At 67.3% G+C, this 21,495-nt stretch carries 18 protein-coding genes and 1 pseudogene; 12 read left to right on the forward strand and 7 right to left on the reverse strand.

The genetic code is table 11. The annotated features are described in order from the left end of the window. A pseudogene (locus tag ACTICP_RS12410) lies at window positions 1–553 on the reverse strand (hypothetical protein); the annotation flags it as partial. A gap of 227 nt (window positions 554–780) precedes the next feature. On the opposite strand from ACTICP_RS12410, the gene ACTICP_RS12415 reads away from it, so the two are divergent. The 7 genes from ACTICP_RS12415 (at window position 781) to ACTICP_RS12445 (ending at window position 10,156) form a co-directional block, all read left to right on the forward strand. After that, entirely contained in the window at window positions 781–1,437 is a 657-nt protein-coding gene (locus ACTICP_RS12415; protein ID WP_441892792.1) for a response regulator, read from the forward strand. A gap of 32 nt (window positions 1,438–1,469) precedes the next feature. Beyond that, window positions 1,470–2,750 carry a M18 family aminopeptidase gene (locus tag ACTICP_RS12420; protein ID WP_441892794.1) on the forward strand — a complete coding sequence of 427 codons (1,281 nt, stop codon included), beginning with the start codon at window positions 1,470–1,472 and terminating at the stop codon, window positions 2,748–2,750. Between the two features lie 111 nt (window positions 2,751–2,861). Further along, entirely contained in the window at window positions 2,862–4,310 is a 1,449-nt protein-coding gene (locus ACTICP_RS12425) for a purine-cytosine permease family protein (protein WP_441892796.1), read from the forward strand. Further along, complete coding sequence (locus ACTICP_RS12430; protein WP_441892798.1) at window positions 4,307–4,867, forward strand: cysteine hydrolase family protein; 561 nt, start codon at window positions 4,307–4,309, stop codon at window positions 4,865–4,867. The genes ACTICP_RS12425 and ACTICP_RS12430 overlap by 4 nt, the downstream gene beginning before the upstream one ends. An 87-nt stretch (window positions 4,868–4,954) precedes the next feature. Then, entirely contained in the window at window positions 4,955–7,111 is a 2,157-nt protein-coding gene (gene betT, locus ACTICP_RS12435) for a choline BCCT transporter BetT (RefSeq protein ID WP_441892800.1), read from the forward strand. Continuing rightward, the gene (locus ACTICP_RS12440) at window positions 7,108–8,580 is read left to right on the forward strand and encodes an aldehyde dehydrogenase family protein (protein ID WP_441892802.1); all 1,473 of its coding nucleotides are present in this window, start codon (window positions 7,108–7,110) and stop codon (window positions 8,578–8,580) included. Before betT ends, ACTICP_RS12440 begins: the two co-directional genes overlap by 4 nt. A gap of 13 nt (window positions 8,581–8,593) precedes the next feature. Continuing rightward, entirely contained in the window at window positions 8,594–10,156 is a 1,563-nt protein-coding gene (locus ACTICP_RS12445) for a GMC family oxidoreductase (RefSeq protein ID WP_441892804.1), read from the forward strand. A gap of 9 nt (window positions 10,157–10,165) precedes the next feature. On the opposite strand, the gene ACTICP_RS12450 is transcribed toward ACTICP_RS12445, so the two are convergent. Beyond that, a complete protein-coding gene (locus tag ACTICP_RS12450; RefSeq protein WP_441892806.1) occupies window positions 10,166–10,909 on the reverse strand; it encodes an MBL fold metallo-hydrolase in 744 nt (247 codons plus the stop codon). A 38-nt stretch (window positions 10,910–10,947) separates the two neighbouring features. Here ACTICP_RS12450 and ACTICP_RS12455 point away from each other — a divergent pair, with 38 nt between their 5' ends. From ACTICP_RS12455 to ACTICP_RS12475, 5 genes are all read left to right on the forward strand, one after another. Beyond that, the gene (locus ACTICP_RS12455) at window positions 10,948–11,502 is read left to right on the forward strand and encodes a TetR/AcrR family transcriptional regulator (RefSeq protein WP_441892808.1); all 555 of its coding nucleotides are present in this window, start codon (window positions 10,948–10,950) and stop codon (window positions 11,500–11,502) included. A gap of 152 nt (window positions 11,503–11,654) precedes the next feature. Next, complete coding sequence (locus ACTICP_RS12460) at window positions 11,655–12,704, forward strand: alpha/beta hydrolase (RefSeq protein ID WP_441892810.1); 1,050 nt, start codon at window positions 11,655–11,657, stop codon at window positions 12,702–12,704. A 60-nt stretch (window positions 12,705–12,764) separates the two neighbouring features. Further along, window positions 12,765–13,652, forward strand: a complete 888-nt coding sequence (locus ACTICP_RS12465) for a tryptophan 2,3-dioxygenase (protein WP_441892812.1) — start codon at window positions 12,765–12,767, stop codon at window positions 13,650–13,652. Continuing rightward, complete coding sequence (locus ACTICP_RS12470) at window positions 13,652–14,500, forward strand: amidohydrolase family protein (RefSeq protein WP_441892814.1); 849 nt, start codon at window positions 13,652–13,654, stop codon at window positions 14,498–14,500. Before ACTICP_RS12465 ends, ACTICP_RS12470 begins: the two co-directional genes overlap by 1 nt. Then, window positions 14,501–15,712, forward strand: a complete 1,212-nt coding sequence (locus tag ACTICP_RS12475; protein WP_441892816.1) for a kynureninase — start codon at window positions 14,501–14,503, stop codon at window positions 15,710–15,712. 217 nt (window positions 15,713–15,929) lie between these two features. Here the strand turns inward: ACTICP_RS12475 and ACTICP_RS12480 are convergent, their stop codons facing one another. From ACTICP_RS12480 to ACTICP_RS12500, 5 genes are all read right to left on the reverse strand, one after another. Further along, window positions 15,930–16,415, reverse strand: coding sequence for an FBP domain-containing protein (locus tag ACTICP_RS12480; RefSeq protein WP_441892818.1), 486 nt, complete (start codon window positions 16,413–16,415; stop codon window positions 15,930–15,932). A 246-nt stretch (window positions 16,416–16,661) separates the two neighbouring features. Continuing rightward, window positions 16,662–17,864, reverse strand: a complete 1,203-nt coding sequence (locus tag ACTICP_RS12485) for a M20 metallopeptidase family protein (protein ID WP_441892820.1) — start codon at window positions 17,862–17,864, stop codon at window positions 16,662–16,664. After that, on the reverse strand, window positions 17,857–18,633 hold the full coding sequence (locus tag ACTICP_RS12490; RefSeq protein WP_441892822.1) for an ATP-binding cassette domain-containing protein: 777 nt from the start codon (window positions 18,631–18,633) through the stop codon (window positions 17,857–17,859). The genes ACTICP_RS12485 and ACTICP_RS12490 overlap by 8 nt, the downstream gene beginning before the upstream one ends. Continuing rightward, on the reverse strand, window positions 18,630–20,456 hold the full coding sequence (locus ACTICP_RS12495; protein WP_441892824.1) for a dipeptide/oligopeptide/nickel ABC transporter permease/ATP-binding protein: 1,827 nt from the start codon (window positions 20,454–20,456) through the stop codon (window positions 18,630–18,632). Before ACTICP_RS12495 ends, ACTICP_RS12490 begins: the two co-directional genes overlap by 4 nt. 8 nt (window positions 20,457–20,464) lie before the next feature. Further along, the gene (locus ACTICP_RS12500; protein WP_441892826.1) at window positions 20,465–21,487 is read right to left on the reverse strand and encodes an ABC transporter permease; all 1,023 of its coding nucleotides are present in this window, start codon (window positions 21,485–21,487) and stop codon (window positions 20,465–20,467) included. Window positions 21,488–21,495: the final 8 nt, after the last annotated feature.

The raw sequence follows: 21,495 nt of genomic DNA on the forward strand, positions 1-21,495 counted from the left end.
CGAGCACGGCCTCGCGCTCCTGCTGCGCACGGAGAGCGAGCTGCTCCTCGAGGCGGCGCCCCCTGTCCAGTGCCGCACGGAGGAGGAAGCCGATCGCCCCCGAAACGGCCGCGATGATGAGATAGATCCCGATGTTGACGGGGGGTCCCGCTGCATCGAGCCCCACGATCGCGGTGCCCACCAGGAATACGCCGGCATAGGAGAGGATCAACCAGGTGCGCCCCAAACGGGTGACCAGGCCGGTTGCAACGGCGGCCGCGAGTATCACCTCGGAATCGGCGCCGGTAACGAAAGAGAGGGTGAGCACGAACACCAGTGCGGCGGTGGCAACCCAGGGCAACCAAAGGTAGAGAGCGAACACGGCTGTTGTCGCGACGCTGAACGTCAGCGCAAGCGGACCAGGGCCGTACGCGAAGACGACCCCGAGAACGTCGACGGCGATCAGGCCGACGATGACCACGAGCAGCACGATCTTTTCGAGGGTGGTCAGTTCTCCACCCCGGGTCAGTCGCAGAAGGCTGGTAGCGCTCTGCGTCGACCGACCGAAAGCCATAGTTCAGTATCCCCTATTCGCCAGGTACGCTAGCGTCAGAGACCGAGAGCCTTTGCAAGCATCTGCCAAAAAGACATATTGATTCACCTCCGTTGTTGGTCTTTAGTTGAACAGCTATATACAGCTTCGTGACAACGCTCAACAACCACATCGGACTCTTGATCAGTTCTGGCTAGCCGAACGTCCATATATCTCGCGACCACTGGCGCCGCGATTAGGCTTCTGACATGCCGCACATCCGTGTTCTCATCGTCGATGACGATCCCCTGGTCCGCACTGCACTGTCGCACTTCGTGTCACGGGACCCCGAGATCGACGTCATCGGCGAGGCCGAGACCGGTGCGGAGGCGATCTCCTTCGTCGAGAAGGACCGCCCGGATGTCGTCATGATGGACGTGCAGATGCCAGAGATGAACGGCATCGAGGCCACCACCGCGATCTCGGAGCGTTGGCCCGGCGTGCGCATCCTCGCGGTGACGACGCTCGAAGGCAGCGAAACGGTACTTCCGATGCTGAGCGCCGGCGCATCCGGCTACATGCTCAAGGATTCCAGCGCGGAGAGCATCCTCGAAGGCGTTCGCGAGGTGCACAGCGGCGCGAGCTCGCTCTCGCCGCGGATCGCGTCGATGCTCGTCCAACATGTGCGCGACTCGAACCCCACCGGGGCCGGGACGGCCGCACTCGAGACACTCACCGATCGTGAATCCGAGGTGCTCGACCGGCTTGCGCAGGGGATGTCGAATGCCGAGATCGCACAGGCGCTCATCGTCTCAGAAGGCACCGTGAAGGCCCACCTCGGTCGCATCATGTCGAAATGGGGCGTGCGCGACCGGGTGCAGATCCTTGTCGCGGCCGCCCGGGCGGGGCTCGTCTCGTTCGGCTGACGCACGACTCCAGCGCGGATACGATCGAAGGCATGGTCGTCACAGCAGCATCCCTCTCGCACGCCGAGGATCTCGCCGACTTCGTCGCCGCCTCGCCCTCGAGCTACCACGCCGCCGCCGAGGTGTCCCGGCGACTCGAAGAAGCCGGGTTCACCCGGCTTCACGAAGAGGACCACTGGCCGGCGCAGCCCGGCGGACGGTTCGTCGTCGTCCGCGACGGCGCCGTCATCGCGTGGGTCGTACCGGCGGATGCCGCACCGACGACGCCCGCGCAGATCTTCGGCGCGCACACGGACTCCCCCGGTTTCAAACTCAAGCCGAAGCCCACCACCGGATCGCGCGGCTGGCTGCAGGCCGGCGTCGAGGTGTACGGCGGGCCGCTGCTGAACTCGTGGCTCGACCGTGAGCTGCGCCTGGCCGGCCGGCTCGCACTGGCCGATGGCCGCGTCGTGCTCGCCGACACCGGGGCGCTCCTGCGCCTGCCCCAGCTCGCCGTGCACCTGGACCGCGAAGCGAACAGCGGTCTGACGTTGGACAAGCAGTTCCAGACGCAGCCGGTGTGGGGTCTCGGCGATCCGCTCGAAGAAGACCTGCTCGGCGAACTGGCGGCATCGGCCGGGGTTGATGCCGCGGATGTGCGCGGGTTCGACGCCGTCGTCGCTGATGCCGCCCGCGGTGCCGTGTTCGGCAAGGACGACGCCTTCTTCGCGAGCGGACGACTCGACGACCTGGCATCCGTGCACGCGGGAGCCGCAGCGCTGACGGCGCTTCCGAAGAACCCGAGCAGCATCGCCGTACTGGCCGCGTTCGATCACGAAGAGCTCGGCTCCGCCTCGCGGTCGGGCGCCGCAGGCCCCTTCCTCGAAGACATTCTGGCGCGCGTCTACGCCGGCGTCGGAGCGGATGCCACGGAGCAGCGCCGTGCGTTCGCGGCATCCTGGCATCTGTCGAGCGACGTCGGGCACTCGGTGCATCCGAACTACGCGCACAAGCATGACCCCGTCGTCCAGCCGCTGCTCGGATCCGGCCCGATCCTGAAGATCAACGCGAACCAGCGCTACGCGACCGACGCGGTGGGATCTGCCGCCTGGGCCGGATGGTGCGAATCGGCCGGCGTCGCCTCACAGGAGTTCGTCTCGAACAACGCGGTGCCGTGCGGGTCGACGATCGGCCCGATCACGGCCACGCGCCTCGGCATCCGCACGGTGGATGTCGGCATCCCGATCCTGTCGATGCACTCCGCGCGCGAACTCGCCGGCGTATCCGATTTGCATGCGCTCACCCAGGTAGCGGAGGCGTTCTTCTCCGCCTGAACTGTTACGAACGTCGGAGCATGTGACCGACGTCGGAGGAATCACCAGATTCGGTCCGACGAATGTGCGATCCTCCGCCGTCCGTAACGCCCACAGTGCCAATATGGGGGCATGTCAGAGAAGATTGCGGCGTCGCCCGCACTGATCGAGCGCGCCGGCATCGAGATCATCCCCGAGTCCGAGCGGACGGCGAAGCCGCGCGACCTGTTCTGGCCGTGGTTCGCAGCCAACGTTTCGGTGTTCGGCATGTCGTACGGGTCGTTCGTGCTGGGCTTCGGCATCTCGTTCTGGCAGGCGACGATCGTCTCGATCGTCGGCATCGTCGTCTCGTTCGCGCTGTGCGGGCTGATCGCGATCGCCGGCAAGCGGGGCTCGGCACCGACCATGGTCCTCTCCCGCGCCGCGTTCGGCGTGCACGGGCAGAAGGTGCCCGGCATCGTCTCGTGGCTGACGTCGATCGGGTGGGAGACGTTCCTGGCGATCATGGCCGTGCTCGCGACCGCCACTGTCATCACGCAGCTCGGCGGTGACGGCGACAGCATCGCCCTGAAGATCATCGCCACGGTGGTGGTCGCGGCGCTCATCGTCGCGGCATCCGTTCTGGGATATCACACGATCATGAAGATGCAGTCGGTCCTCACCTGGATCACCGGCGCCGTCACGATCCTCTACGTCATCCTGACCATCCCCCACATCGACCTCGCCGCGGTCATGGCACGCCCAGCCGGCGGCATCGGTGCCGTGATCGGCGCCCTCGTGATGGTGATGACGGGGTTCGGGCTGGGCTGGATCAACATCGCCGCGGACTGGTCGCGGTATCAGAAGCGCACAGCATCCGACGGCGCGATCGTCTTCTGGAACACGTTCGGCGGGGCGGTCGCCCCGGTGCTGCTCGTCGTCTTCGGTCTGCTGCTCGCCGGTTCCGACGATGAACTGATGGCGGCCGTCGGCGCAGACCCCATCGGCGCGCTGGCGACGCTCCTGCCGATCTGGGTACTCGTGCCGTTCCTGCTCACCGCGGTGCTGGCACTCGTCTCGGGCGCCGTTCTCGGCATCTACTCGTCGGGGCTGACGCTGATCAGCCTCGGCATCCGTATTCCGCGACCGTCGGCTGCGGCGATCGACGGCGTCATCCTCACCCTCGGAACGATCTGGGTAGTGTTCTTCGCGACCGACTTCCTCGGGCCGTTCCAGTCGTTCCTCATCACGCTCGGTGTTCCGCTGGCGTCGTGGGCGGGCATTCTCATCGCCGACATCCTGCGCCGTAAGAAGGACTACGACGACGAGGCGCTGTTCGACGCGAACGGGCGCTACGGCTCGTGGGACTGGACGTCGATCGTCACCATGGTCGTCGCGTCGGTGATTGGGTGGGGGCTGGTGGTCAACAACTTCGCCGCCGAGGCCGCCTGGAACAACTGGCAGGGCTATCTGCTGTTCCTCATCGGCGGACGGGAGGGCGACTGGGCCTTCGCGAACCTCGGCGTCTTCTTGGCACTGGTGCTGTCGTTCCTGGTGACGTGGTTCGCGCGGGCCGGGAAGATCCGGCGGCAGGAATCATGAGCTCGCCCGGCGCGTCGTGGCTGATCGTCATCGATCCGCAGAACATCTTCGCCTCACCCGATTCGCCCTGGGGCTCGCCGTTCTTCGCCGAGACCATGCCGCGCATCCGCTCGCTGGCCGACGCCTTCGGCGAGCGCGTGCTCGTCACCCGCTGGATGCCGACGGCTGACCGATCGACCTCGTGGGGCGACTACTTCGCCGCGTGGCCGTTCGCGGATCAGCCACCGAAGGATGCGCTGTTCGACCTGGTGCCGGATGCCGCGGGTCTGTCATCGCGCCCGACGCTCGATCTCCCGACGTTCGGCAAATGGGGCCCGGAGCTCGAGCCCCTGGTGGGTCACGGCAGGCGTATCGTGCTCGCCGGCGTCTCGACGGACTGCTGCGTGCTCTCGACAGCCCTGGCCGCCGCGGATGCCGGAGCACGAGTGACCGTGGCGACCGACGCGTGTGCGGGTTCGACGGCCGAGAACCATGCTGCAGCGCTGCACGTGATGGGGCTGTATCCGCCGCAGATCACACTGGCGACGACGGCCGAGGTGCTCGCGAATACCATCTGACCGGGCGGCGGGTACTTTGCTATCGTCGGTGCCAGTACGCATCGATGATGATGACCGACACTGTTCGCACCCGACGAAACTGATGTGATGCCCGAAGACACCTCGCCGTCCCTGCCCGCCTCCACCCGAAGCTCTGCGCCACCACCGCGCTGGCCCGTGCTGATCGGCTCGGCTGTCGCGATCCTGGCGATCGCGCTGTGGGCGATCTTCGCTCCCGCTCAGGCCGGTGATGTGATCGGCGTCATGGTGGGATGGATCGCGACGAACTTCGGCTGGTACTTCGCCCTCACCGCAGCGGTGGTCGTCGTTTTCGTGCTGATCCTGGCGTTCTCGTCGGTGGGACGCACCAAGCTCGGCCCGGATCACTCGAAGCCGCAGTTCAGTATGTTCACGTGGGCGTCGATGCTGTTCGCGGCTGGAATCGGCATCGACCTGATGTTCTTCGCCGTGTCAGAACCCGCCGCGCAGTACATGAATCCGCCGACGGGTGAAGGCGAAACCATCGCCGCGGCCCGCCAGGCGATCGTGTGGACGTTCTTCCACTACGGTCCGGTCGGCTGGGCGATGTACGCGCTGATGGGCGCAGCGTTCGCCTACTTCGCGTACCGCCTCAACAAGCCGCTGAGCATCCGCTCCGTGCTCTCGCCCATCTTCGGCAGGTTCACCAACGGCTGGGTCGGACACAGCGTCGACATCTTCACGGTGCTCGGCACGGTCTTCGGCATCGCCACCACGCTCGGCATCGGTGTCGTGCAACTCAGCTACGGCATGCACGTGCTGTTCGGCACTCCGGACGGGGTCTCGATGCAGATCGCGCTGATCGTGCTCGCCGTGGCGATGGCGACCATCTCCACCGTGTCCGGAGTGGAGAAGGGGATCCGTCGCCTCTCGGAGGCGAACGTCGTCCTCGCGATCCTGCTGCTGCTGTGGATCACGATCACCGGCCAGACCCGTCGCATCCTCGACGGCCTCGTCATGAACGTGGGCGATTTCTTCGCCACGTTCCCCAGCATGCTGATGGACACCTTCGCATGGAGCCGTCCGGATGACTGGATGCAGGCCTGGACCCTGTTCTTCTGGGCGTGGTGGGTTGCCTGGGCCCCGTTCGTCGGGCTCTTCCTGGCCCGCATCTCTCGCGGCCGGACGCTGCGCCAGTTCATCGTCGGCGTGCTGGTGATCCCGTTCGCGTTCATCGCGATCTTCGTCTCGGTGTTCGGCAACTCCGCCCTCGAGATCATCCTCGGCGGCGATACGGCCTTCGCTCAGACGGCGATAGACACACCCGAGCGCGCGTTCTTCGATCTGCTGCAGCAGTACCCCGCCGCGCCCGTGGTGCTGGCCGTCGCTCTGCTGACCGGCCTGCTCTTCTACGTCACGTCCGCCGATTCCGGCGCCCTGGTGCTGGCGAACCTGACCTCGAAGATGGAAGACCCCCGGCAGGATGCCGGCAAGCTGCAGCGCGTGTTCTGGGCGCTGGCGACCGGGCTCCTGACCCTCGGGATGCTGCTGGTCGGTGGTGTTCCGACGCTGCAGGCGGCGACGCTGATCATCGGCCTGCCCGTCTCGCTGCTGCTGTACCTGGTGATGATCTCGCTGTACCGATCGCTCGGCGCGGAGAAGCAGCGTCGCGCCGGTTACCTCGCCACGATCCCCGGCCGCTTCGGCCCCACGCAGACGAACTGGCGACAGCGACTGAAGCGTTCAACCACCTACCCCAGTCGCACGCAGGTGATCAGCTACCTCGACGACGCGGCGACGCCCGCACTGCAGGACGTATGCGACGAACTGCGCGACGCAGGAGTTCAGGCATCGGTCGAGCGCGTCGAGATTGACAGCATCGACATGCCGTCACTCGTGTTCACCGTTCCCTTCGACGACGGCGAAGACTTCAGGTATCAGCTCTACCCGGTCGCCCATGAGCTGCCGGCATACGCGTATCTGAGCGTCAGCGACGCCGGCCACTACTTCCGGCTCGAGGTGTTCTCCGCCATCGGCTCGCGCGGTTACGACGTGTACGGCTACACGACCGACCAACTGATCACCGATGTGCTGAGCAGCTACGAGTCGCACCTGGAGTATCTGCGGCTCACGGAGGATGTGTCCGAGCCGGTCTTCACCGAAGCCCTGCCGGTGATCACCGACTGGCAAGATGATTTCCTGGATCCGGCACCCGCCCCGGACGGCGCCGCTGGCGGTACGGCCACTACTGGCACTGATGAGAGCACTCCGAAGGGAACACCATGACTGCGACACTCTTCATCGATGGCACATGGACCTCGGCGATCGACGGGGGCACCAGAGAGATCCGCTGCCCCGCCGACGGATCGCTGGTCGCGGTCGTCGACGAGGCGACCGAGGTCGACGCGATTGCGGCGATCCAGGCCGCGCGCCGCGCATTCGACAGCGGCGTGTGGAGTTCGACACCGGCCCCTGAACGCGGTGACTTCGTGCTGCGCGTCGCTGCTCGTCTGCGTGAGCGCAAAGAGGAGTTTGCCCGCGCCGAGGCGCTCGACACCGGCAAGCGCCTGGTCGAAGCGCGCATCGACATGGATGACATCGCCGCGTGCTTCGACTACTTCGGCAAGCTCGCGGCCCAGGATGCCGGACGCGTCGTGGATGCCGGCAACGCTGATGTCCTCAGTCGGATCGAGCACGAGCCCGTCGGCGTCTGTGCACTCATCACGCCGTGGAACTACCCGCTGCTGCAGGCCGCCTGGAAGATCGCGCCGGCACTGGCTGCGGGCAACACTTTCGTTCTGAAGCCTGCCGAGCTGACGCCGCACACGGCGATCCTGATGATGGATGTTCTCGATGAACTCGGTCTGCCTGCGGGTGTCGCCAACCTCGTTCTCGGCGCGGGCGCGACAGCCGGCGGCCCCCTGTCTACGCACGAGGACGTCGATATGGTCTCGTTCACCGGCGGGCTCGTCACCGGGCGGCTGCTCGCGGCGAACGCCGCAGCGACCGTGAAGAAGGTCGCACTCGAGCTCGGCGGCAAGAATCCCAACGTGATCTTCGCCGACGCCGATTTCGATGCTGCCGTCGACAACGCGCTGAACGCGGCATTCGTGCACTCCGGGCAGGTCTGCTCGGCGGGGGCACGCCTGGTCGTGGAGGACTCCATCGCCGAGCGCTTCGTGGACGAGCTGGTGCGCCGTGCAGAGGCGATCCGACTCGGTGGGCCGTTCGATGACGATGCGGAGACCGGGCCGCTCATCTCGGCCCAGCACCGCGAGAAGGTCGATGCGTACGTGCAGGCGGGAGTTGCTGAGGGCGCCCGACTGCGCACCGGTGGCAAAGCGCCCGGCGGCGACCTCGCCGATGGCTTCTACTACCTGCCGACGATCCTCGACCAGGTGCAGCGCGGCATGTCGGTCGTGCGCGATGAGGCGTTCGGCCCCGTCGTCACCGTCGAGACGTTCCACACCGAAGACGAGGCCGTCGAGATCGCGAACGACACGATCTACGGGCTTGCCGGTGCCGTGTGGACGCAGGATGCCGGTCGCGCTCAGCGCATCGCCAGGCGCCTGCGCCACGGCACGATCTGGATCAACGACTTCCACCCGTACCTGCCACAGGCCGAGTGGGGCGGGTTCAAGCAGTCCGGGTTCGGACGAGAGCTCGGCCCGACCGGCCTCGCCGAGTATCAGGAAGCCAAGCACATCTACCAGAACCTCACCCCCGCCGTCACCGGCTGGTTCCCCAAGCGCTGATCAGGAGCTGACGATGCAGACAACGCACACTTTCGACTACGTCGTAGTCGGTGGCGGCTCCGCAGGCGCCGCGGTCGCTGCCCGGCTGAGCGAAGACCCCGCCGTCACGGTGGGCCTTCTCGAAGCCGGCCCCTCCGACACCGACGAGCAGGTCGTGCTGCAGCTGAATCGATGGATGGAGCTGCTCGAATCGGGCTTCGACTGGGACTATCCGATCGAACCGCAGGAGAACGGCAACTCCTTCATGCGCCACGCGCGTGCGAAGGTGCTCGGCGGCTGCTCGTCGCACAACTCGTGCATCGCCTTCTGGGCGCCGCGGGAAGACCTCGACGAGTGGGCATCCGTGCACGGTGCCGCCGGCTGGGAATCGGAGCGCACCTTTCCGCTGTACAAGAAGCTTGAGACGAACGAATTGCAGGGCGAGCTGCACGGTCACGACGGCCCCGTGCATCTGATGAACGTTCCGGCGGCAGACGAGTGCGGCATCGCGCTGCTCGACGCCTGCGAGCAGGCCGGCATCCCCCGCGTGCAGTTCAACACCGGCGAGACGGTCATCAACGGCGCGAACTTCTTCCAGGTGAACCGCCAGGCCGATGGCACACGTGCGTCGTCATCGGTGTCGTACCTGCATCCGATCCTCGACCGCGAGAATCTGACGATCCTCACCGGGCAGCACGTCAAAGAGCTCACGTTCGATGACAATGGTGCCTGCACCGGCGTGATCAGCGTCGACAACCCCTTTGCCCGTGCGTCGCATATCGCGGCGACCCGCGAGGTCATCGTCTCGGCTGGGGCGATCAACACCCCGCAGCTGCTCATGCTCTCGGGCATCGGACCCGCCGATCATCTCCGCGAGGTCGGTATCGACGTGCGGGTCGACTCTCCCGGTGTCGGCGCGAACCTCGCCGATCACCCGGAGGGCGTCGTGCAGTGGGAGGCGAAGAAGCAGATGCCGCGCGAATCGACGCAGTGGTGGGAGATCGGCATCTTCACGCCGACGCAGGACGGACTCGACCGCCCTGACCTGATGATGCACTATGGTTCCGTGCCGTTCGACATGCACACCTACCGTGCGGGATATCCGACGGCCGAAGAGATGATCTGCCTCACGCCGAACGTCACGCACGCACGCTCACGCGGTACGGTGCGGCTGCGATCGATCGATTACCGTGACAAGCCGAAAGTGGACCCGCGCTACTTCACCGATCCAGAGGGTCATGACATGCAGGTGATGATCAACGGCATCCGCAAGGCACGCGAGATTGTCGCCCAGCCAGCGATGGCGGAGTGGGCCGGACGCGAACTCGCCCCAGGAGCGGATGCTGTGAGCGACGAGGATCTCGCGGCGTACGTCCGCGCGACGCACAACACTGTGTACCACCCGGTGGGCACCGTGCGGATGGGCCCGGTCGACGATGAGATGTCGCCCCTGGATCCGCAACTGCGTGTCAAAGGCGTCTCGCGACTGCGCGTCGTGGATGCCTCGGCGATGCCGGAGATCACCACGGTGAACCCCAACATCACGGTGATGATGATGGGCGAGAAGTGCGCGGAGATGATCCGCTCGGGGCAGTGAGGACGGCCGTCAGGCGGCGCGGACCGCGGCGGCGATATCGCCGGGCGCGCCGTGCCACGGGGCGCCATGGCCGGGCAGCACCCACGATGCCGGCAGCTCGGCGAGCCGGTCGAGGGATGCCAGTGCCTCTGCCGGCTCGTCGGTGAAGGGTGCGGGCTGCGCGCCCTCGTGGCCGGTGAGCACGTGGCGGGTGGTGAGCGCGTCTCCGACGAATACGGCATCCACTGCGGGCACGTGCACGGCGATGCTGCCCGGAGAGTGCCCCGGCATCCCGACGACCACCGGAGCACCGGGCAGATCCAGAACGTCGCCGTCTGCGACCTCGGTGACGGCCTGCACGTAGCGCGTGCGCATCGCGTTCTTGCGCAACCCGTAGGCGAAGAAGCCGAGCATCGGTCCGAACCGCGCCGGCCCCATCGGTGTCTTCGGCTTCTCACCGGTGCGCACGCGATGCGCGTCAGCGGAGTGGATGAACACCGGCACCCCCGCCTCCTGACGCAGCCGTTCGGCGAAGCCGATGTGATCGCTGTCGCCGTGGGTGAGGACGAGACCGCGGATGTCGCTGAGCGGGCGGCCGATGGCCTCGAGTTCGTCTCGCAAGTCGTTCCAGTGCCCGGGCAGCCCGGCATCGACGAGCGCGATGCCCTCGGGCAGATCGATCAGGTACGAGGCGACGATGTCGTTGCCCAGTCGGTGCAGGTGCGGTGCGAGCTTCATGGCGTGCCCTTCGGAGTTGTCATGGCTACGATACATAGCTATGATGGCTAATGTCAATAGCTATGGAGGTTCGGATGCCGACACCCGAACGCACGTCGATCGATGCCATCATCGGTGCCGGACGCGCGATCCTGGAAGAGAGCGGGCCGGCGGGTCTTACGATGCAGGCCGTCGCCGTGCGGGTCGGCGTGCGCGCGCCCTCGCTGTACAAACGGGTCACGGACCGCGATGCCCTGGTCGCCGCCGTGGCCGAGTCCGTCGTCACAGACCTGGCGGCCGAACTCGAACAGGTCGAGCAGCGGAGCGTCGCACGCGACACCCCCACGGAGCTGCTCTCCGCCCTGGCGACGGCGTATCGCGCCTTCGCCCACGCGCATCGTGAAGGGTTCGCGCTGATGTTCACGGCATCCGCACCGCTGGCGGCGCTCGACCGCGCGGCCGGGCCCGTCCTGCGCTCCACGGCCGCGCTCGTCGGCGACGAGGACGCGCTCGACGCTGCACGCCTGGTCACGGCGTGGATGACCGGGTTCCTGCAGATGGAGCTCGCCGGCGCTTTCCGCCTCGGCGGCGACGTCGACCGGGCGTTCGACTACGGGCTCAGTCGACTGCTGCGGGGGCTTGCGGGCTGAGCCCCCTCGTTCAGGTCGCGTTTTCTGCCGCTCTGACCGCGCGAAAGCGGCAAGAAGTGCGACCTGAATCAGCGGAGCGGTCGCCGTTCCTGCCACACTGAGCGGTGGACCACACTGAGCGGTGGGACACACTGAGCGGTGGGAGGAGTTCCATGACGACAGTTGCGCACGAGCCAGAGGCGGATGCCGCGAAACCGCACCGCCGATGGTTCAAGACACGGATCACCCTCGGCATCATCATCGCCATCGTGCTCATCGTCGCGATCGTCGGAGCCATCACCCCGTGGCCGTCGGCGATGGTGATCCGCGCCGTCTTCACGCAGGGCGGCGATGCGGCAGCCGCCGAGATGGAGAGACACGTCCCGGACGCGCAGCTCACCGAGACTCTCGACATCTCCTACGGCGACGACGGCGCAGACACGACGATGGACGTGTTCACCCCGGCATCCGCCACCAAAGCGCTGCCGACGATCGTGTGGATCCACGGCGGAGCATGGATCTCGGGGTCGAAGGAGAACGTCGACCCGTACATGCGCATCCTCGCCGCAGAGGGGTATACGACGATCGCGCTGAACTACACGCTGGGCCCGGAGGGCACCTACCCGACCGCGGTGAACCAGATCAATGAGGCGCTCGCCTACATCGACGCCAACGCCGACGAACTGAACGTCGACCCCTCGCAGCTCGTGCTCGCCGGTGATTCCGCAGGGAGTCAGCTGGCGAGCCAGATGGCGACCATCACGACCAGTCCGGACTATGCCGAGATCATGTCGGTGACCCCGGCGCTGGATGCCGATCAGGTCGTCGCCACCGTGCTGAACTGCGGCGTCTACGACCTCGCGGCCCTCGCCGCGCTCGACGGCATCATCGGCTGGGGTCTGAAGTCGTCGATGTGGGCGTACACCGGCACCAGGACCTGGGCTGAGGGCGCCTCCGGTGCGACCATGTCGACCGTGAACTGGGTGACCGAGGACTTTCCCACCACCTACATCTCCGGCGGCAACGGCGACGGACTGACCTGGACGCAGTCGATCCCGATGGCCGACCGCTTGAACGAGCTCGGCGTGGACGTGACGACGTTGTTCTGGCCCGCCGCCCACGAGCCGGAGCTGCCGCACGAGTACCAGTTCCACCTCGATATGCCGGATGCGCAGACCGCGCTGCAGCGCACGATCGACTTCCTGGACGCGCATACCGACTGAGCAAGCGAATCGCGCTCAGCCCTGACGCCTGATCGATCGTTCGGGATATCCTCAGGAATCATGGGCACTGACGCGACTGACTCGACCGGCACCGCCGATTCCACCGGCAACGAGCGGGCGCTGGAGGACGGGATCGTCACCGACCTGTCGGGGCGGATGACCTACGGCTCGTACCTGGGGTTGGATCAGCTGCTCTCGGCGCAGCAGCCGGTCAGCGACCCGCAGCACCACGACGAGATGCTCTTCATCATCCAGCATCAGACCACCGAACTGTGGTTGAAGCAGCTCATCCACGAGCTGTCGTCGGCGCGCGAACTGCTGGCGAGCGACGACCTGCGCGAGGCGCTCAAGCGCGTCGCGCGCGTCAAGCGCATCCAGGACGTCATGACGCAGCAGTGGTCGGTGCTCGCCACCCTCACCCCGACGGAATATGCGCAGTTCCGCGGTGCGCTGGGCAACTCGTCGGGATTCCAGTCGGTGCAATACCGGGCCGTCGAGTTCGCGCTGGGCAACAAGAACGAGCGGATGCTGCAGGTCTTCAGCAACCATCCCGCCAACCTGGCGATGCTCACCGCCGAGTTCGAACGTCCCACGCTGTACGACGAATTCCTGCGGTACGCGTCGCGTCGCGGCATCCCGATCCCGACCGAGATCCTCGACCGCGACGTGCGCGAGCCGTACCGCCCGCACCCCTCTCTCGTGCCGGCGATCCGTGAGATCTATGAGGATCCGCACACGCACTGGGACCTTTATGAAGCGTGCGAGGACTTCGTCGACCTGGAGGACAACTTCCAGTTCTGGCGCTTCCGGCATCTGAAGACCGTGACGCGCACGATCGGCATGAAGCCGGGCACGGGTGGGTCGAGCGGCGTCGGATTCCTGCAGCGCGCACTGGAGCTGACCTTCTTCCCCGAGCTCTACACGGTGCGCACCGAGATCGGGGCGTGATGCGGCGCGTCTCCGGCGGCTTCGTCGTCGGCGGTTTCACGGACCACCACGTGCACCTGCACTTGGTGGACGTCGACGAGCTCACCGCTTCGGTGCTCGGGCGGGTGGTAGATCTGGGCGGAAACCCGCGGGAGCTGGCGCGCTGGGCGGGCGACGGCGCCGGTTCTCTCGGCATCGAGGTCGCTTTCGCCGGGGCGTTCCTCACCGCTCCCGGCGGATATCCGTCCGATCGAGTATGGGCTCCGGAGGGTTCGGTGCGCGAGATCGCCGATGCGGATGCCGCCCTCCGCGCGGTCACCGAGATGAAGGATGCCGGCGCGGCCCACATCAAGGTCGCCAGCAACAGCACGGCGGGGCCGGTGTTCACGGATGAGCTGTTCACCGTGATCGTCGACGCGGCCGGCGCCCGCGGCCTGCCGGTGATCGCACACGCCGAGGGCCCCGGCGAAGCCCAGCGGGCCATCCGCCTGGGGGCGACGAGGCTCGCCCACGCTCCATTCACTGAGCGGCTGACCGAGGCCGAGATCGATCTGCAGGCAGCATCCGCCGAATGGATCTCCACCCTCGCCATCCACGGCGATGAGACGTACGAAATCGCCGTCGACAACGTCCGCCGGTTCTATGAGGCGGGTGGGACGGTGCTGTACGGGACGGATATGGGCAACGGGCCGACCCCGGTGGGACTGAACCCGCACGAGATCGCCGCGCTCCGCGAAGCCGGGATCGACGGTGACGATCTGCTGCGCACCCTCGATCCTGTGGTCGGTGCGCCGCCGCTGTTCATCCCCGGCGCCGACGTCGACCCGCTGCTGGCCCATCCCCTCACTCCCGCCGATCTGGAGGCCTGAATGTCTGATCTGCTCGCCGAAGCCTCTGCGCTCGATGCGCGCGATCCCCTGGGCCCGCACCTCGACGCGTTCGTCGAGGCTCCCGGTGTCAGCGCCTACCTCGACGGCAACTCGCTGGGCCGTCCGCTGAAAGAGCTCCCGGAACGACTCGCCGAGTTCGTTCGCGGAGACTGGGGCACGCGCCTGATCCGCTCGTGGGACGAGCAGTGGATGGACCTGCCGACCGAACTCGGCGACCGCATCGGCCGGGTTGCGATCGGCGCTGCGGCTGGTCAGACGGTCGTCGCCGATTCGACCACCGTGCTGCTGTACAAGCTCATGCGAGCGGCGGTCCACGCCCCGGGCGGACGGAACGAGATCGTCATCGAGGAGGGCAACTTCCCCACCGACCGCTTCGTCGCCGAGGGCATCGCCGCCGAGCGGGGACTGACGCTGCGCTGGATCGATCCCGATCCGGTGACCGGCGTGCAGGTCGGCGACATCGAGGCCGCTGTTTCCGAACGCACGGCCCTCGTCGTGCTCAGTCACGTCGACTACCGCTCCGGCGCGCTAGCCGACATGAAGGCGATCACGGATGCCGTGCACAACACCGGCGCCCTCGTGCTGTGGGACCTGTGCCACTCGGTCGGAGTGGTCCCGGTCGAGTTGGACGCGTGCGGCGTCGACCTCGCCGTCGGCTGCACGTACAAGTATCTGAACGGCGGGCCGGGCTCCCCCGCGTTCGCCTACGTCAACGCCCGCCATCAGGGGGTGCTGCGCCAGCCCATCCAGGGCTGGATGGGCGCCGGTGACGTGTTCGCCATGGCATCCGCGTATGCGCCGTCAGGCGGCATCCGGCAGTTCATCAGCGGCACACCGCCGGTGCTCGGGATGCTGGCGATGCAGGGCATGCTCGACCTGATTGAGGATGCGACGATCACGGCGGTGCGTGCGAAGTCGAAGACGCTCACCGACCTGGTCGTGCGCGCGGTCGACGAGGAGCTCGCACCTCTCGGCGTGCGGACGCTGAGCCCACGGGATGCCGGGCGACGCGGCGGCCATGTCACGATCGGCCATCCGGACTTCGCCGAGGTGACGAAGACGCTGTGGGCGGAGGGCGTGATCCCGGACTTCCGCTTCCCCGACGGCATCCGCCTCGGGCTGTCGCCGCTGAGCACCTCGCATACGGAGGCGCTCAGCGGCGCGCTGGCTGTGCGCGATGCGTTGCGCTGACGTGTGCGGGACGCTTCGACTCCTCGCTGCGCTCGTCGCTCAACGCGTTTCGACTTCGGCGCTCCGCGCCTCCGCTCAACGACCCGCGAGAGGGCCGGGCGTTGAGTTCTGCTCAACGCCCGGTGGGCTGGCCGGGCGTTGAGCGAGCGGAGCGCGTCGAAACGGGGTGAGCGAGGCGAAGCCGAGTCGAAGGCTGCTCAGGCGGTGACGAGCCTGCTCAGTCTGTGACCGCGCGCAGGAAGGACCGGACGTTCTCGCCGAGACGTTCGATGCGCTGTTCCCGCGCGGCCTCACGGTCATAGCCCTCGTACGCGAGCGGGGGCAGCCGTCGTACGTTGTGCGAGCACCCGAACTCCGCGCACGCGAGCGTGCCGATCGTGTCACCCTTGCGTCCGGCGGCGCCGGCTTTGCGCGCGGCGAAGGACTGCACGTCGTTGCGGAGCGTGACGTCTTCGCACCACGTGCACTGGGCGCGAGCGAGCACACGTTGCTCCGCCCGCTGCAGGAGCGCTCCGGTGAGCACGCCGTCGACGTCGGTGACGACGTAGGCCCGGCGGGCGAACTTGGCGTCAGACCAGCCGAGGTAGTCGAGCCGGTCGAAGTCGATCTCGGAGAACCCTGTCGGAAGAGTCAGGGACGATATCTCCTTGCGGGAGGCGTTGATGAGACTGGCGCGGATGTCGCGCTCGGTGATGGCAAGCATGAGGTTCCTTCTGGGAAGGCGCGCCCGTGGGCGCAGAAACGTGAATGGAATGCTCACACGCGGTGAGCGGGTACCGCGTTCGACGCGGCGATCGTGCAGCGGTCGCCTCAGACCGAGCGGCCGGCGCACAGAGCGCCGACGACCTCCGATCGCCCTGCGGGCAGATTCACGAAATTCAACACGCCCGAGATTCTACACACTCTGCGCTGGGAGTGCCCGCTGGTTCGGGGGGACCAGGCGCACGCATCACTCCGCGGATCGTGCGCGCCGCAGTCGGCGCCATGCGAGCTCAGCGAGTACGGCGGCCTGCAGCCCCAGCACGCTGTCATCGAACACGGCGCGCTCGGAGTGCAGGGGTCCGGACCCGTCGTCGGGGGCAGCTCCCAGGAACACAAGAGTGCCCGGCACTTCCTCGAGCACGTACGCGAAGTCCTCGGATGCCATCGACGGCGCCTCCAGGCGAACCACCCGTTCTGCGCCGACCATCTCATCGAGTGCACCCAGGACGAACGCCGTCTCATCGGGGTCGTTGCGCGTCACGGGGTAGGACTCGATGAACTCTGCGTCGAGCGTGCAGCCGTTCGCCTCGGCGATTCCTCTCAGCATGCCGGGCAGCTGGTCGCGCACCGTCTCGAGCGTCGCCTTCGACAGCGTGCGGATGTTCGCCTCCAGCTGCACCTCAGCGGCGAGAACGTTGCTGGCCGCGGAGTCGCTGGAGAGCCGCGTGATCGAGATCACCGCTTGGTCGGTGGCCGGCAACCGGCGCGCGGCGAAGGTCTGCACGGCGAGGATCAGCTGTGCTGCGACCGGCACCGGGTCGATCGCATTCTGCGGGAAGGCTGCGTGCCCGCCGGTGCCGCGCAGCGTCATCCGCAGCGCGCTCGCGCTGGCCATCATCGACCCCTGCCGCGTGACGAACTGGCCGCGGGGGACGGTGCACTCCACGTGGATCGCGTAGGCGGCGACGGGCCGTTCGCGGGCGGCATCCAGCACACCCTCTTCGAGCATGATCCGGCCGCCGGCCTGCCCTTCCTCGCCGGGCTGGAACATGAACACGACGGTGCCCGGCAGCTCGTCCCGTCGCGCGACGAGCAGACGCACCGCACCGAGCAGACCCGCCATGTGCAGATCGTGGCCGCAGGCGTGCATAGCGCCTGACGTCGAGGCGAAGTCCAGTCCAGTCTCCTCCGCGACGGGCAGCCCGTCCATGTCGGCGCGCAGCAGCACCACAGGCCCGGGCTTTCCGCCCCGAAGTACTGCCGTCACGGAGGTCAGTGCGGTGCCGGTGCTGATCTCCAGACCGAGATCCGCGAGTTCCCGCAGCAGGATCCGCTGTGTCTCGGGCAGCTGCAGCCCCAGCTCGACCGCCTGATGCAGCTCGCGCCGCACGGCGACGAGATCGGCCTGCAGTTCTTCGGCCGGGCGCTCGAACAGCCGCCCCTCAGACATCTTCGAGCTCCATCCTCTGACCGAGGATCGGCACGGCGGTCAACAGCTCCTGCGTGTACGGCTCGGACGGGGCCTGCAGCAGCGCCTCGGTCTCGCCGCGTTCGACGATCTGGCCGTCGCGCATCACCGCGATCTCGTCGCTGATGTAGCGCACCACGGCGAGGTTGTGCGAGATGAACAGCATCGTGAGACCGAGCCGCTGCTGCAGATCGCGCAGCAGATTGAGCACGGTGGACTGCACGGAGACGTCCAGGGCGCTGGTGACCTCATCGGCGATGAGAATCTCCGGATCACCGGCGAGCGCCCTGGCGATGGTGATCCGCTGACGCTGCCCGCCGGAGAACGACTTCGGCAGCTCGTCCGCCCTGCCGGGATCGAGGTCGACCTGCCGGAGCAGCTCGACGACACGGTCACGACGTGCTGATTGTGACAGTGCGCGCCCGGTCGCCACCAGCCCCTCGGCGATCGAGTCGCCGATCGGCATCCTCGGGTCCAGCGAGGAGAACGGATCCTGGAAGACCATCTGGATGCGATGGCGTGCCGTCTTGGCCTCGCGACTGCGACCGACCGAGCTCACGCCGTGCACGCGGATGTCGCCATCATGGATCGGAGCGAGACCCACCGCGGCATTCGCGATCGTCGACTTCCCTGACCCCGATTCGCCGACCAGCCCGAGCGTGCGGCCTGCGGGCACCTCGAGTGACACTCCGGATACGACGGACCGCCGCCCGTATCGCACCTGCAGATCGTCGATCTCCAACGCGTTCATGACGACACCTCCGCAAGCTGCGCGTCTGCCTGGTCACCGATCACCGGCAGCGGACGCGTGCGATCGGAGACCATGTCGGGCAGGCAGGCGATCAATCCGCGCGTGTACGGGTGAGTCGCCTGCTCCTTGATGCGCGCGGCATCGAGTTCCTCGACGATCTCGCCGTCCTTCATCACGACCACCCGATCGCAGAATCCGGAGACGAGCGCGATGTCGTGCGAGATGAAGACGATGCCGGCGCCGGTCGCACGCTGTGCCCGGCGCAGCACGCTGAGCACCTGGCGCTGAACGGTGACGTCGAGCGCCGTGGTGGGTTCATCAGCGATGATGAGACGCGGATGCCCCGTCAGCGCCATGCCGATCATCGCGCGCTGACGCATACCTCCGGAGAATTGGTGCGGGTAGTCGCCGAGGCGGCCTGCGGGGTCGGGGATGCCGACGGCATCCAGCCCGTCGATCGCACGTGCGCGCGCCTGTCTCCTGCTCATTCCGAGATGCTGCTGAGGCACCTCGGTCAGCTGCCGCCCGATCGTCAGTGCCGGGTTGAGCGAGGTGAGCGGATCTTGGAAGATGACCCCGAGTTCGACGCCGAGACGCTTCCGATCGGCGGGTGTGAGCTTCGCCGCGAGGTCGATGTCGTCGAAACGGCGCACCTCCGCTTCGACGATGGCCGGCGCATCCAGGAGGCCGGCGAGGGCCATGGCGGTCAGCGACTTGCCCGACCCCGATTCGCCGACGATACCGACCACCTCACCGGAGCGCACGCGCAGGTTCACTCCGCGGACGCGCTCGACGACCCCGCCGTCGCCGTCGGGGTAGGACACGTGCAGATCCTGAACTTCGGCGAGCGCGGTGTCGTCGTCACTCGCCGACTCAGGGGCTGCAGCCGTCGCGCGAGAGCCGCCGCGGGCGAGCACCGCCACCCGGCTCGCGCGGGCGACCGCCCGCATCCCCTGCCCCGGCTGTTCGGCGATCGCCTCGGCGATCATGGTGAACACCAGGCCCGCGAAGACGATTGCGATGCCGGGGCCGATGGCCGCCATGGGGTTCGTGTAGAGATGCCCGAGCCCTTCATTGAGCAGGCGACCCCAGTCGTACTCCGGAGCTTGCACGCCGAGACCGAGGAACGACAGCGCGGCGAACGCGAGCAGGGTGACACTGGCGGATGCCGCCGACTGCACGAGCAGCGGATTGGCGATGTTCGGCAGTACGTGCTTGAACATGACGCCGATGGGCCCGACGCCGACGACCCGGGCAGCGCGCACGTAGTCCTGATCGGCGACCGACGAGGCCATGTTGTAGACGAGACGGGTGATGCTCGGGATGCCGGCCAGACCGATCGCCAGCATCGCCCCGGTCGCCGAAGCGTCCCAGATCACCGTGAAGAACAGCACGAGCAGCAGCCAGGGGAACGCCAGCAGCATGTCCATGATCCAGATGAGGGCTCGTCGAGCGTGCTTCGGCAGGATAGCCGCCGTGAGACCGATGATGAGGCCCCCGCCGATGAGCATTGCGGTGGCGCCAACGGTCAGCAGCAGCGAGAGCCGGGCGGCGACCATCACTCTGGCGAAGATGTCGCGCCCGATGTCGTCGGTGCCGAAGAGGTGCTGGGGGCTGGGTCCCGACCACCGCTCGGCGATGTTACGTTCGCTCGCCGCCGCGATCCATGTGTCGGGGCCGATGATTGCGATCACCAGCAGCACCGCGATGCCGATCAGTGCGGCGATACCGGGCACGCTGATCCAGCGGGACCTACGGCGGGGCCTCGCTGACGCGGCGCTGACGAGCTCAGCATCCGACTTGCGGGGGACTGTCGTCGTCATGTTCTCACTCACCCTTCGGCGATCGTGGTGCGCGGATCGATCGTGATGAGGATCAGATCGACGACGAGATTCACGGCGAGGACCATGGCGGCATAGACGAGCACCATGCCCTGCACCATCGGATAGTCCTTCGTGCCCACGGCGGAGACGAGCGTGCTGCCGGTGCCCGCGATCGCGAAGACGGTCTCGATGATCACCGTGCCGGCGACGAGCCCCGAGAGCAGGAGACCGCCGACGGTCAGCGTGGCGGTGATGATGTTCGGCAACGCGTGCCGGAGCAGGATCAGCCGCTGCGGCAGACGCTTGGCCCTGGCGGTGGCGATGTAGGTCGAGTCCAGCACCTTGATCATCTCGACTTGCACGATCCGCGCCAGGTAGGCCATCGGTCCGAGGGCGAGCCCGAGAACCGGCAGCACCGCATTCTGCGCTCCGCCCCACCCGGCCGGCGGGAACATCCCCAACCACATGCTGAACAGGGCGATGAGCCCGACCGAGAGCAGGAAGTCCGGCACGGCGATGAGCACGCCCAGCAGCCCCGACACCCCACTATTGAGGGTGCGGCCCCGACCGGTGCGTGCCAGCAGCGCCGCCCCCATGCCGATCGGCAGCGCGCCGATCACGGCGACGACGAACCCGAGCGCCGCCAGGGTCAACGTGGTCGGAAAGCGCGAGACGATCGTTCCGGTGACCGAGAGGCCGGTCTGGATCGAGGTTCCCAGATCCCCCTGGAACAGCCCCGCGAGATAGTCGAAGAGCTGCTGCGGAATCGGCTTGTCGAGCCCCAGCTCAATGCGGGTGCTCTCCACGAGTCCGGCCGGGGCCGTCGGTCCGAGCGCGGCCCGCACCGGATCACCGGGCACGAAGTGGATGAGAAAGAACGCGGCGAGGACCACGACCAGCAGACTGACGATCAGCCGTCCGATGCGCCGGATCGCGAAGTCGGCGCGCGGCGATCGCCGCTGCTGCAGTTCTCTCAGCTGCAGCAGCCGTCCGGTGGCGGGTGCGCTCTGGCGGGGCTCGGTCGTGGTCATCGCGCGCG

The sequence above is a fragment of the Microbacterium sp. genome, from assembly GCF_052102115.1.
GTDB lineage: Bacteria > Actinomycetota > Actinomycetes > Actinomycetales > Microbacteriaceae > Microbacterium.